10 protein-coding genes are annotated in these 13,992 nt (G+C 43.5%); 3 read left to right on the forward strand and 7 right to left on the reverse strand.

Features of this window, described 5'->3' with window-relative positions; genetic code table 11:
- Window positions 1-259 precede the first annotated feature (259 nt).
- The 3 genes from UQW94_RS15550 (at window position 260) to UQW94_RS15560 (ending at window position 4,578) form a co-directional block, all read left to right on the forward strand.
- Complete coding sequence (locus UQW94_RS15550) at window positions 260-1,999, forward strand: ABC transporter transmembrane domain-containing protein (protein WP_025998567.1); 1,740 nt, start codon at window positions 260-262, stop codon at window positions 1,997-1,999.
- A 3-nt stretch (window positions 2,000-2,002) separates the two neighbouring features.
- Window positions 2,003-3,778, forward strand: a complete 1,776-nt coding sequence (locus UQW94_RS15555; RefSeq protein WP_169644495.1) for an ABC transporter transmembrane domain-containing protein — start codon at window positions 2,003-2,005, stop codon at window positions 3,776-3,778.
- A 251-nt stretch (window positions 3,779-4,029) separates the two neighbouring features.
- Window positions 4,030-4,578, forward strand: a complete 549-nt coding sequence (locus tag UQW94_RS15560; protein ID WP_005377712.1) for a hypothetical protein — start codon at window positions 4,030-4,032, stop codon at window positions 4,576-4,578.
- Window positions 4,579-4,620: 42 nt separating this feature from the next.
- Here UQW94_RS15560 and UQW94_RS15565 read toward each other — a convergent pair whose 3' ends face one another.
- From UQW94_RS15565 to UQW94_RS15595, 7 genes are all read right to left on the reverse strand, one after another.
- The gene (locus UQW94_RS15565; RefSeq protein WP_322142374.1) at window positions 4,621-6,843 is read right to left on the reverse strand and encodes a TonB-dependent siderophore receptor; all 2,223 of its coding nucleotides are present in this window, start codon (window positions 6,841-6,843) and stop codon (window positions 4,621-4,623) included.
- Between the two features lie 200 nt (window positions 6,844-7,043).
- Entirely contained in the window at window positions 7,044-9,020 is a 1,977-nt protein-coding gene (gene fhuB, locus UQW94_RS15570) for a Fe(3+)-hydroxamate ABC transporter permease FhuB (protein ID WP_322142375.1), read from the reverse strand.
- Window positions 9,017-9,901 carry an iron-siderophore ABC transporter substrate-binding protein gene (locus UQW94_RS15575; protein ID WP_054574124.1) on the reverse strand — a complete coding sequence of 295 codons (885 nt, stop codon included), beginning with the start codon at window positions 9,899-9,901 and terminating at the stop codon, window positions 9,017-9,019. Before UQW94_RS15575 ends, fhuB begins: the two co-directional genes overlap by 4 nt.
- An 11-nt stretch (window positions 9,902-9,912) precedes the next feature.
- A complete protein-coding gene (locus UQW94_RS15580) occupies window positions 9,913-10,677 on the reverse strand; it encodes an ABC transporter ATP-binding protein (RefSeq protein WP_005377721.1) in 765 nt (254 codons plus the stop codon).
- 324 nt (window positions 10,678-11,001) lie between these two features.
- A complete protein-coding gene (locus UQW94_RS15585; RefSeq protein WP_005377723.1) occupies window positions 11,002-11,220 on the reverse strand; it encodes a hypothetical protein in 219 nt (72 codons plus the stop codon).
- Between the two features lie 87 nt (window positions 11,221-11,307).
- A complete protein-coding gene (locus UQW94_RS15590; protein WP_054574122.1) occupies window positions 11,308-12,432 on the reverse strand; it encodes an HD-GYP domain-containing protein in 1,125 nt (374 codons plus the stop codon).
- A 274-nt stretch (window positions 12,433-12,706) separates the two neighbouring features.
- Window positions 12,707-13,912: an aromatic amino acid transport family protein gene (locus UQW94_RS15595; protein WP_225472888.1), complete on the reverse strand. Its 1,206-nt coding sequence runs from the start codon at window positions 13,910-13,912 to the stop codon at window positions 12,707-12,709.
- Window positions 13,913-13,992 lie beyond the last annotated feature (80 nt).

Genomic DNA, 13,992 nt, shown 5'->3' on the forward strand with positions numbered 1-13,992 from the left:
GTGGCAGTAACACTTTTACTTTTGGTGTCTTCATCGTTATTGCAAGGTAATGGCTCCAAAACCACCATTAACAACTATTTCACATAATGTCGTCGCACAGTTAGCTCATAGAGATAAAACCAGTAATTTGCGCCGACACATGGCTATAATTGAAACAATCTATCGTTTTTAAACCCGCCTATAACTTGTGCTTGTAAACTCATCATTTCGCTCAATAATAGTTCTATAACAAATTCAATAATTTAAAGCGGGAGGCGTAATGAGAATATTCTGGCAGCTACGTTGGTATTTCCAACAAAAGTGGAGGCACTATGTCGGATCCATTCTGCTTTTCGCTGTGATATCAGCACTACAGCTTGTTCCGCCCAAAGCAGTTGGCATCATAGTTGACGGCGTCGTAGACAACACTTTAGATACAAATACGCTGATTCTATGGCTCTCAGGGTTAACTGTACTGATCTTTACTATTTATGGGTGTCGCATCTTATGGCGAATTTGGCTTTTCGGCGCAAGCTGGGAGCTCGGGACCATTCTACGTAACCGTCTATATAGGCATTTATCGACACAGCCACCTCGTTTTTTTGAACGTTACAAGACGGGGGATCTGATGGCTCGTGGCACTAATGATGTGCGTAATATCGTTATGACAGCCGGCGAAGGGGTTTTAACCGCCGCAGACTCTTTGATCACTGGTATTGCGGTTTTAATCATTATGGTAACGCAAGTAAGCTGGAAGCTCACCGTAATGGCGCTTCTTCCAATGCCATTTCTTGCCATCATCATCTTCTTTATTGTGCGTATCCTACATCAACGCTTTCGTGTCGCTCAGGAAGCCTTTTCTACCATGTCAGACATGACACAAGAGTCACTTAATGGCGTGCGAATGCTGCGTGCTTTCGGATTAGAAAACCAAGAGCAGCAACGTTTTGAAGAGGTTGTGGATGATACTGGCGAAAAGAACATCGCTGTCGCAAGAGTCGATGCTAGATTTGACCCGGCAATTCAGTTAACCATCGGTCTTTCTTTCCTTCTTAGTGTCGCTGCTGGTGCTTACCTTGTTGATAAAGGTGAGATCACGCTTGGTGATCTGACCGCATTTACGATGTATTTAGGGTTGATGATATGGCCGATGCTGGCATTCGCATTCCTATTTAACATTTTAGAAAGAGGCTCTGCTGCATGGAATCGATTACAAGAGATCTTTGATGAAAAGCCAGAAATTATCAGTGGCAATAAGCCAATAGAAAATAAACCACTTCCGTTAAAAATTGATATCGACGATTTCCATTGGTCTAGTGATTTACCGCCCGCTTTGACGGAAGTAAACATCGAACTGGAACCCGGAAAAATGTTGGGAGTTGCAGGGCCGGTAGGAAGCGGAAAATCGACCCTGTTAACACTACTTTTGCGTCAACATGATTTAGAAAACGGCTCAATTAAATTCGGTGATGTCGAGATCAAGGATGCCCTACTACCACAGTGGCGCAACCGTTTTGCTGTCGTTAACCAAAGTCCGTTTCTATTCTCCAAATCTATCTTCGACAATATTGCCTTAGGCAACCCTAATGCAGAGAAAGAAGAAGTCTATAGAGCAGCAAAGTTAGCCTGTATACATGACGATATTGAAAAGTTTCCTGAAGGCTATCAAACAGAAGTTGGTGAAAAAGGCATTACACTCTCCGGCGGGCAAAAACAACGTATTGCGATAGCACGCGCTATGCTGCTGAATGCTCAAGTGTTGGTTTTGGACGATGCACTTTCCGCTGTTGATGGACGGACCGAACATCAAATCCTTAAGAATTTAGAAACATACTACCGTAATCAAGCCCTAATCGTTATTGCGCACCGCCTCACCGCTTTGGAAGCAGCAGACGAGATCATTGTATTGAATCACGGACACATTACTGAACGTGGGCAACATAGCGCTTTATTAGCGCATAAAGGCTGGTACGCCGAGATGTTCGAGTATCAGAAACTAGAGCAGGCGATGGAGGAATAATGAATGAACCAGACCAGCACGTTTAAACGGTTAATGTCTTACCCATTATCTCAACCAAAGCCAATGATTAAAGGACTCGCCTTGCTGTTTATTGCTGCGTTAGCCAGCGCTGGCGGCCCTTGGTTGATTCAATATTTCATTGATGAGCACATCGCTAAAGGTGACTATTCACAAAATGTTCTGATTTCGCTAGCAGTAGGTTATATCGCTCTTCAGATCGTATCGGCAACATTCCAGTATTTTCAGTCATTGCAATTTAGCATTGTCGCGGCTAACACGATCAAAGCGATTCGTAAGCAAGTATTTTCTGGCGTGATTAAGCAGCCGTTATCTGCGTTTGATTACACTCCTGCTGGAAAATTGGTGTCGCGAATCACCAACGATACGGAATCTTTACAGCAATTTTATGAGCTTTTGATCGCGACCGTGGTGAAAAACGTGGTCATGATTGTCGTAATGCTTGGCGTTATGTTTTTCATGAGTTGGAAGCTCACACTCGTTGTGCTTGTATTGCTGCCGATCGTCATCGGCTTTATGTACTTGTTTAAGCAGCTAAGTACAGAAAGCTACCGAAAGATGCGTGACCTATTGACCGATATAAATGCGAATCTGAGTGAATCCATTCAAGGGATGAGTGTCATCCAATTAATGCAACAAGAAGAGCGTTTTAATAAACAGTTCAACGAGCTAACCGCAGAGCATCTGGTGGCATCTAAACGAGTGATTCGGCTAAACGGCTATCTGCTAAGACCATTAATGGACTTACTCGCTGGTCTTGCGTTGCTTTGCTTGGTTGCGATCTTTGGTTTTAATGGTATTGAGTTGATTGGTGTGGGGGTACTGTATGCATTTATCAGTTATCTTGCGCGAGTTACTGAACCACTAATTGAGATGACTCAGCAACTTGCTCTACTTCAGCAGGCGTTAGTATCAAGCGAACGTGTTTTTGAATTGATTGATGCGAAAGAACAAACTTACGGGGGCGATCATCAACCATTAAGGTCAGGTGCTATCGAACTTAAAGACCTCACATTTAGCTACGATGGTAAACAGGACGTCCTAAAAGACATTTCGTTGAAGGCCAACCACCAAGACTTTATCGCGCTTGTCGGGCATACAGGAAGCGGTAAAAGCACATTAGCGTCACTGTTAATGGGCTTTTATCCAACTCAATGTGGTGAACTGCTCATAGATGGTCGTCCACTTAAAACATTAGGGAAAGACGTACTTCGCAAAGATGTGGCAATGGTTCAACAAGATCCACATATTCTCCCTGCTTCAGTCAGAGAAAACATCTCTCTCAGTCGGGCGGTTGATGACAATCAAATATGGGATGCGTTAGACAAGGTTGGTTTGGCAGAACAAATTCATCGTTACCCTAACGGGCTAGACACGCAGTTAGGTCAAGGCGAAACTAATTTATCTGCGGGTCAGAAACAGCTTTTGGCATTAGCACGTGTGCTTGTGGTAAAACCTAAGATATTGATATTAGATGAAGCAACCGCAAATATTGACTCAGGAACAGAGGCTTTAATCCAAAAGAGCTTGGCGGTACTCAGACAAGACATGACGCTCGTTGTTATTGCTCATCGGCTTTCAACTATCTTAGATGCAGACCAAATCATTGTTCTTCATCATGGGGAGTTAGTCGAGAAAGGCACACACAAAGCACTCTTAACGCAAAATGGTCGTTATGCTCAAATGTATCAGTTACAGCAAGCAAACCGACATCTACAACAGATTGAAGAAGACACCAAGCAACTCGAAGAAGCGGTGTGATTTTATGCCCGTGCCTTCTTTTTATTTAGTTGGTATGGGCATAATTGGTGTAACTTCAAAATCTAGCCTTGTTAGCTTCCAATTTCTTCATAATGTGAACTAATTTTCTATTTCTTACCTATTATTGACATAACCCCTCGCTATATCACGCAAGGTCGTTGTAAAATCGTACGGTACTTAAGTCTACTGCCTGTGGCATTGGGCCGAATTCCGCTTTCTAATTATGCACATTAATCTCATGACACAAGTCCATGGACAAAGATAAGTTTACTAACATCTATCGCTTGCCTGGTTCGATTCAAATTCGTATCGGTAAATGGCAAAAGACGTTCCGCGGCACCTCTGATTTAGTTTTACATCAGGCGCTAATGGAGCGTAATAAGCAATTTAAGAAGCCAGACTTTTTACCTAAAGGCTGGTGTGTCACTCCTATTGATGAAAACGACATTACCATTACGCATCACGGTAAATATATCCAAACCGTTATGCGCACAATGCTGGACAGAAAGGTCTCATACAAGCGACTGTTCCTATCTCGAATGAGTCTCGAAGATGGTGAAAAAGTCCTCCACAATTACAAGCTGGAGTGGGTAAGAAAACATAACCAGATCGCCAAAAAGTACAATCAAATTAAAAAGAAACAATATATGAACTTTGCAAGAGAAGAAGAGGAAACCCTCTACCCTTCGATTCCAAAGGGTGAGTTTGACAAAACATTATGGAACAAACTTGTCGTATCATCGTTTGGCCCGCAGAAAAAGTACAAAAACCCGCACTTTGTCCGTAAAGCCGATTTCTAAATAAACACCCCTAAAGTGAGGGGTGTTTATTTATACGTTAACTCACCAGTCGTAAGTTAAACTTGCAATAACATTTTGTCGGTCGCCATACCAACAAAAGCCATCACATGTCGCTATGTACTTTTTATCCGCGATGTTTTTAGCTGCGACTTGTAGCTTGTAATCGCCGATTCGATAACTGACCGTCGCATCCATTAAGAAATAACTTGGTACTTTTAGTCTCTCTTCATTGTCTCCGTATGACTCACCTGTATAGCGCGCGCCTAAGCCAACAGCAAAGCCATCAAGAGGTCCATCAAAGAAACGATAATGTGCCCAAGCTGATGATACGGTATTCGCCACTTGGGAAGGTGTTTTGCCAACCCATGCCTTATTGATGTCTTCTTTTATCTCTGCATCAACGTACGCAATGTTCCCGATCAATGTTAAGGATGGTGTCACATTAGCTACAGCTTCAAACTCAACGCCGTTATTTTCTATTTTTCCTATTTGCGTTAATTCACTCAAGTAGATACGAGCCAAGTTTTCTTTTGTTGCCCGATACGTTGCAATATTGAAATAACCATCAAATGAATCCGGTTGGTATTTCATACCGATTTCAAATTGATCACCGCTTTCAGGCTTCGCTGACTTACCATTGCTGTCTTCTTGAATAATTGGATCAAAGTACTGAGAGTAACTAAAGTATGGCGTGAAGCCAGAATCAGAAATATAAGCCGTTCCCACGCTAAACGTCCACTCTCCATTATCGACTTTCGTGCGAGCACCCGTGGTAACATTATGTACTTCATTACTTGTATCGTCGTAACGTGCGCCCAATAACATCGCCCATTTATCGTTGATCAGCATATGATCTTGAAAGTAGACGCCGAGCTGCTGATTATCGATTTTCGTTCTTTGCTTATCGGTTTCGCTCAATGGTTGTAGCATATTCGGATCGAGTAACATTATGTTATCCGAATAAGTAGGATTAAATACATTAAACCTAGGATCGGGCAAAGCTCCCATTGGTGTGTTTAATAATGCATTACCATTAGCAACGATAGGGTCATTGGCAAAATCTTTACCATCGATACTGATCATTTGAAAATCTATGCCCAACATCAAGTTATGCTCAACACTTCCCCAATTTACTTGGTGCATCAAACGATTATCGATATTAAAAGCATCAGATGACCCATCTTCTGTTGAAGCACCCCGAAGTATGGTTTTGCGTTCATTTGATGGGTCCAAAGCCGGCCCCAACGCAGGCACGTCAGCCGAGTAAACGTACGAATACATTTGTCTTAGCTTAACATCCATTTCGCTGTAACGAGCTGCTTGAACAAATGAAGTGGTATCATTAAATGCATGAGAAAACTCATAGCCTAAAGACACCTGCTCACGCTCAAACGTCTCCCAGTTAGGATTGCCTATCGCTAAACTATCACTGATCTTTCCATTTTTGTTTGGCGTTAACGTTCCTTCAACTGGCAAAAATTGCAGATAAGGATCTGAGTCGTCTTTTTGATAGCTCGTTAGAAAGGTAATTTCAGACGTCTCATTAAATTTGTACGTCATCGATGGAGAGAGAAGAATGCGCTCTGCTTCTACCCCACTAATTCTCGTCCCATTTTTTCTCGCTAACCCTTGAAAGCGGAAAGCTAGCTGCTCACTCACCTCAGAGTTTACGTCAAGAGAAAGTTGTTTACGGTCTTCAGAACCGTACTCCAAAGATACAAGTCCTGACCCCCCATCAAATTGAGGTCGCTTACTGACAACATTGATAACCCCACCTGGAGGGTTTTGCCCATAAAGAACAGACGCTGCACCACGTAAAACTTCAACCCTCTCTAACGCAAACGGATCTATTTGCCAACTATAGAAGCCAGAAGAATATAAACGGGTACCATCTTGATACAACCCGCTGTTCGCCTGTTTAAAACCACGAATAATAAACCAATCTTGCTTGTTATCTTCGCCAAAATAGTTAGTTTGAATGCTTGGTGTGTACTGTAGCGCGTCAGAAATGCTAATAGAGGCACGATCATCCATTTGCTCTCGCGTAACAACAGACACCGCTCTTGGAGTCTCATTGATGGCAATATCAGTTTTCGTCGCTGCCCGACTCTTCGCTCCAAGATAACTAAAATCAGGACCAACTGCACTGTCTTGCTGCTGTCCAATCACAACTATATTTTCATCTTCCAGAGCCAAGACATTTGGCGTTGATAAAGCTAATACAACCGCCATCGACGTTGGTGTCAGCATAAACTGCCGAGTCATATTCTTCTCCTTTTTGTCGGCAGCCAAACCAACCCTTCATGACTTCAGCGACCGCTGAAAGAAAAGCGAGTTACGGCATCGCCAGTTGTTTCCGTAAAAGACAAACCAGAGGTTTTGCATAAAGCACTCGCATAGGTTACGAATGCCACTACGAGTGCTTATTTGTATAAGTACTTTCTTGGTTGAGGCTTAGCTCATTTCTATAAGCGGCGTAAACCCCACATTAAATACAAACCGCCAATGAGAGACGCCATAAGCCCTGTTGGTATTTCTTGCGGGTAAAGGACCTGTCGTCCCAACCAATCAGCCAACAACATCACCCCTGCCCCCAGTATCGCGGCGCATAACATGTGTTGTGACGCTTTGTTAAAACCAAATAAGCGAGCTAAATGCGGAGCCAACAACCCAACAAAGCTAATCGGGCCAACAACCAATGTCGCACTGACCGTGAGACAAGCAACTAAAAGAAGCAGTATTGCGCGTGAACGATCAACTCGAATTCCAAGTGCTTTAGAGGAAGCGGCACCGACAGGAAGAATATCTAGCCATCTTACGCAGAGAAAACTCAACCCTATAAAGACAAGCGCAGATAAAGACAATGGGAGTAACGTTTCAACCGAGACATAGTAGGTAGACCCAGACAACCAAGCCAATGCTTGATAACTTCTTGGGTCACCAGTGGCTAGAATAAAGCTCTGTATTGCATTCATCAGTGCGGTTATCGCAATACCAGTCAACAAAATACGCTCCGGCTGAAAGCCTGACTTACGGTTTAGCAGCACAATGACTAATACCGTCGCTAATGCGCCTACGAGCCCGCCTAGAGAAAGAGTGAAAATTGACGAATCAAACCCAGTAAACATCGCGATGATCAATCCCATCGCTGTCCCTGAACTGATACCGATCACTTCAGGACTTGCCATTGGGTTTCCACTTAGGCGTTGAATCATGGTTCCAGCAATCGCCAACATTGCCCCCGCAATTGCTGCTGCAAATAATCTAGGTGCGCGCCATTCCAAAAAAATCCAATTTTGGCTAGAAAATAAGTTTGCCCACCCTTCATTTTGCACAGCAACCGTGGCAAAAAGAACAACAGAAATTAACGTGCCGATCAACGCCAATGAGATCGCTTTAGGGTTTAGCTTGTAAACATGTTGACGGTGTCGAGTTAACACTGTTTGAGTATGGCCCTGCGTCTTTTGTGATAAGCGAGGTAACAGCCATAACAGTAGCGGAGCGCCCAGTGCAGCGGTTGCTGCTCCCGTTGGTATAAAACTCGCCATTAGCCCTGGCAGTTGCTGAATAACCAAATCGGTTAAAGTCAATAACATGGCACCAATCAGCATTGATACCCAAAGCTTATGCTGGATTTTATTGATACCTATCAATCGAGTAATCGCTGGCGCCGCTAACCCGATGAAACCGATGATTCCTACGGCAGAAACCACCCAAGAAGTGATTAACACCGCAAGCCCAAGACAGACAAAACGCAACTTAGCTAGCGAGACACCTAAACTCTTGGCACCTTGCTCGGAGAGTTCCAACAGACTTAACGGCTTTGCAATCACAAATGCAACGACCGTAGCAAGTGCGATTCGAGGGGCAAGATACGAGAAATCTCCCCATCCACTCTGAACAAGCGAACCGGCTCCCCATATCATTAACCCATTCAGCTTTTCGGTATTCATCATCAGAATAACCGTACTTAATGATGCAAAGTACAGGTTTATCACTAACCCAGAAACGACGACAACCGTTGGAGATAACGCTCGTCGCCATGACAACAGCATCACCAACCCCATCGATATCACACCGCCGATGAGAGCAACCAAATTAGGCGCGATATCCAACATCCAAGGTGCGAATAGCGTAGCTAACATCAAAGCAAAACTTGAACCGCTCGCCACACCAAGTGTCGTGGGTGAAGCGAGAGGGTTACGCAGCACTTGCTGCATCAATACCCCAGCAACCGCTAATCCAGCACCAGATATAATCGTGGTGAAGACTCGAGGCCACCAGCTAAAGTGAAGTAAAACAGAATCGATAGATTGAAAGTTAGGCTCCCATAAACTGCTTAGAGCCAACGAAAATGAGCTTACTTGGTACAATTGGAAAGCACCAATAGAAAAGGTAAATGCCGAAAGTAACACCACAAAGCTTAAAGGCATCGTTTTCATTGTGTTAACTCCTCGACCTTACTCGCCGTAACTAACTCTGCGAAACGGAGAGCTGAAGGCATAGAACCAAAACTCCAAACGGGTGCGACTTGCATGACCTTTTCACCAGATTGTTGAACAACATATTGCCAAAATGGGTCTTGAGAGAGCTGCTCCGCTCCACCGTAAGGTAATGGCTCTACGATAACAATTTGAGCTTTTATGCCAGCTAACTTGTCGATGCCAACTAGGCTAAAGCCCCAGCTATTCGTCTTTTCATTCCATGCATTACTCAGCCCAATCTTTTCGATAGCCTGAGAGTAAAGACTATTTTGACCAAAAACACGAACGTGCTTCGTATCCATAAACTGAATCATTAAAAGCGGCGGCTGGTCTTTGTTTATGCGCTGTTTTAATAAAGAGAAACGTTTTTCATATTGTTGGATAAGCGCCTCTGCTTCCGCTTCTCTTCCCAGCTCTTCACCAAACCTCCGAGTGAAACGAGTAAGTACCGACCAATCTGTGATCCCGCTTTCATATAAGTCAATCGTGGTAACGGGGGCAATATCGACTAAACGATGCTTCATTGAGGAGAAGTACGGGGCAATAAAAATACGGTCAGGTCTGAGCTCGTAAATACGCTCTATATTGGGTTGAGTTCTTAACCCTACATCCTTAGTTTGAGGTGGTAACGGTGGCGATTTTACCCAAGCATCGTAATCTTGCCCTTGAGCGACGCCTACGGGCACAACCCCTAACGCCAACATCGTTTCAGTTTGTGTCCAATCAACCGACATCACCCGAGGTGATGCGTCAGCTAGTGCTTGAAAAGAACTGACCAAAAGCGCACTAAGTGAGAGAGCGAAAGAGAAATGTTTAAGTCGAGTGTTTGTACTGCTCATTATTCCAACCTTTAGCTTGGCATCGCCACCGGGTAACCCGCAGGGTGGTCAGAGATCATCATCTCTATCCCATATATGTCCCTCAACTTAGGTTCAGTAAACACCTGTTCAACATTGCCTTGTGCAATCAAATCACCTTGATGTAATGCAACGATGTAGTCGCAAAATCGTGCAGCCAAGTTGATGTCGTGTAATACGATAATAACGCCCAAGCCCAGTTCTTGACTGAGTTTAGAGATAAGCTTCAACATATCGACTTGATGGCTGATATCTAGCGCAGACAAAGGCTCATCAAGAAGCAAATACTCGGTTTTTTGGGCTAACAGCATAGCTAGCCACACACGTTGACGCTCTCCTCCAGATAACGTGTCCACTAAGCGATCTGCGTATTTTAGTGTGCCTGTCATCGCCATTGCTTCTTCAACAATGTCGTGATCTTTCTTACTCAAACGTCCAAGTAAACCATGCCATGGATAACGACCAAAACCGACTAAATCTCGACCTAAAATACTGTCGGTCACTGGAAGATGCTGAGGCAAGTAGGCAATGTGTTGGGCGAATTTTTTCGCTGAGAGATCGTTAATGCTCGTTCCATGCAGAACCACGTCACCAGCGGTGTATGGCTGTTGCTGTGCCAGCAACTTTAACAATGTGGATTTTCCTGAACCATTGTGTCCAACAAGAGCGTATGTTTTTCCGGGTTCAAATGTCACATCAAACGCTTTTAGCAATGACTTGCCTTCAATCTCAAACTGGAGTGCTTTAGCTTCCAACATCCCTACTTCACCTAATAGCCATTTACGAATAACAGTTATTCAGAGCTCTCATTCGTTGATCACGTTTGCCGTTCTTATTCAACAGAACGATTAATAAGGGAGGTTTTATATAACAACAAAGATACAAATGCAAACCGTTGTCATTATCATTACATCAACAAGATCATTGAGAGAATTGCTAAGTGTTAGTGATAATTTGCTCTGCTGAACTTCATTAGTAAATTATAGGCAGGTCAACGAGAGCAGCGGTCTCCCACTGCTCTCGCATAAATTTGAACGAATACTGCAGCGTATGAAGAAATGAAAAATACCGCAGTGAATACATTAATGACGAGCGTCAGCGCCAAACTCTACTTCTTTATAGATATCGGCCAGCGACTTTTTACCTTGTTTGTCTTTGGCTGAACGCTTTTTCTTAGTTTGATAATGGTATTCTTGCTCCTGAAGTGCTTGTTCGTGCTCTTTTGCTGACTCAACAAACTCAGGATTTGCAAGTGCTTGTTGGCGTAAGCGGTTTACTCTTTCAAGGGTTTCCCACAACATACTTCACCTCCAAACTCATTACTGTATATAAAAACAGTATTGTTTAAATATTCCTCCTCGTCAACATTTCAACTTTGTTACTGCTCTTCACATTAACCCCAAGCCTGTATAGTGCTCGGGATATTTGTGGATGATTTGCTTTATATAACCTTGATGCTCTCGCAGAGCATCAACACATTCTCGAGATAACCATCCCTGATATACCCATTTTTCAAGTTCTAACAATGCGTATGGGATGGACCACGCTTGTCTGTACGGATGGTGCGTCGTCATAAAATCAAAGGCATTCGCGACAGCCGTAATTTGCGCGGCGATTGGTATATCATCATTGGTTAAACCATAAGGATAACCAGTGCCATTTAAGTTTTCGTACTGATAAGTAACCATCTGCAAAAACAAAGTCACACTCGGGTGAACCGGATTTCCGATACGGGCAACTATGTCATCCGCTGAATCGATACAACGCTCAATATGTTGAATCAATATCGCCTCTTGTTCTTGAGAGTAATTTGTTCGGCGGCTAGCAATTTCAACTGGCAGCTGACTATCACCGAGCGCATGGAACTGAGCAAAAATACCAATATCTTCGACCATTTCGTCATTCAGGTGATAACGATCCGCTAACTGCGTTGCGATAATTTGACTGTAGTACTTCATGCGTTTGGTATGCGCGTAATACTCAGGTGAATAGCCTGGCATCATACATTGCATTCGGTTCGCTAGCGTTTCTATCGCATTGACTACTTGAGTCTCTGATTCAACCGCAAATCGAATCATTTCGAAATAAGGTTTAAGACCATTCAGCGCTTCTAAACTAAACGCATCACGTTGAGTGGAGTTCAAAAATACAAAACCAGTAAAAGCTTTGTTGTCATAACAAGGAATAGCAGCCGACGACTGATATCCGTGTTTGAGTAAAATTTGAACCCGAGGACAGTGATTAATATCATGAAGGTCTTCGACGATACGAGGAACCGCGTTTTTAGAGGCAATATTGAGGTGGTGGAGTTTACGGAATGCTGATTCGTGATGGGCTAAACACCAAGTGTCAAACTCACTTTCTGCAAATGATTTGAGCACATCTTGGTCTGGGTGATATTTTGCAAATGACACCCTATCAATACATGGCAAGTGCGCCTGCATCCTGCCTTTTAGCGTTTGCAGTTGCTCGTTAAGCGGTTTTGCAAACGGGTAAAAACTCCGGTGCGCCATGCTTCACCTCCACACCAAAGCAGAGAAACAAGAAAAGCTCATTGTGTTGCAAATTCAATGGTATTTTGAGCGGTTTTCTCCACTTAAATTATCGATATACCACAACTTAAGTGTACGAAATAAAAGCACATTTCTACCAATTTTTTCACCGGATATCTTACGGTAATTTGATCCAGATTAAAAAAGCCAACGAGCGAAACTCGTTGGCCTAACAATACAGATTGATTACGATGGATTCAGTAACTAGAGGTTATTCAAAGAACGTTCTAAACAACTAGCCTAGAGCAGGAAGCACACCCAGCGTAATTAACACCTGAGCGAATACGATGCCAGTGCCAGCGATGCCCGTTATCACTAGCGCACCTTGACCACCAGCGACGCGGTACTCCCCAGTAAAATCATCCGATTTACGAACCTTGATCACCATAACCAAAGGCAAAAAGATGGCTAAAATCGCTAAGGCAATCGCTGCATAGCCCAAAGCCATAATAAAGCCTTGAGGATAGAAAAGTGCGAAGCCTAGCGGTGGAGTAAACGTCACTAGTGCCGCAATCAAACGATTAGGCTTATCGTTACTTCCTTTGATGGTATCACCCAAAAATTCGAATAGACCCAAACTCACGCCAAGGAACGATGTCAACAATGCCAAGTCAGCAAACACACCAACAATGCTACCCAAATTTGATTGGTGTACTGTCTGAGATAGTTGACCAATCAGTGCGCTCAACCCTCCGTTCTCAACAAGCGTACTTTGGCTAACCACACCCAACGTCACGATTTGCCAAAAGATATAAATAACGAGTGGAATCGTCGAACCAATAATAACGGCTTTGCGTAAAGAAGAAGTGTCACCGTCTAAGTAATTCACAATTGCAGGTATACTTCCGTGGAAACCAAACGAAGTAAAGATCACCGGAATCGCCGCTACAACAAGGCCTTGTTCGATTGGCATACTTAACAAGTAAGATTCCGTAACGTTTGGAGCAAGAAAAGAAAGCACCGCAACCATCGCAATGAGCTTCATCGCGAACAGAACTCGGTTTACTTTATCGACCGTACCGGTACCCACTGTCACAACTAAAGTCACAATCAAGGTAAAGATTATCGTTGATGTAGGCCCTGAAATATCGAGGTCAAACCATTGTGCAAGGCGGTCTCCGAACTGAGCACCACCGCCAGCGATATACGCTGCACATAATGAGTAGAAAAGAAACAACATCGCAAAACTTGCCACCCACTTGCCTTTTTGACCTAGGAGCTGTTTCGCCAAAGTATGAAGTGTAGCACTACTCTCCGCATGTTGATGAAGCTCAAGCATAAGCAAGGCAGTGAAAGCCATCAGAGCCCATAAGCCTAGCATGATGATAATAGAAGTTGAAAAACCAATGCCGGCAGAGGCAAGTGGAAGCGCTAGCATACCAGCGCCTATTGTAGTGCCCGCAATAATTAGCGTACTACCGAATACTTTAGAACGACTCATTGTATATTAATCTTTACACTTTATTAGAAATTATCAGTATTAGATCGGGCAACGGCGGACCGAAACCAACACCATATTTG

Origin of the sequence: Vibrio sp. PBL-C16, from assembly GCF_034321865.1 — a bacterium.
Classification (GTDB): Bacteria; Pseudomonadota; Gammaproteobacteria; order Enterobacterales; family Vibrionaceae; genus Vibrio; species Vibrio alginolyticus.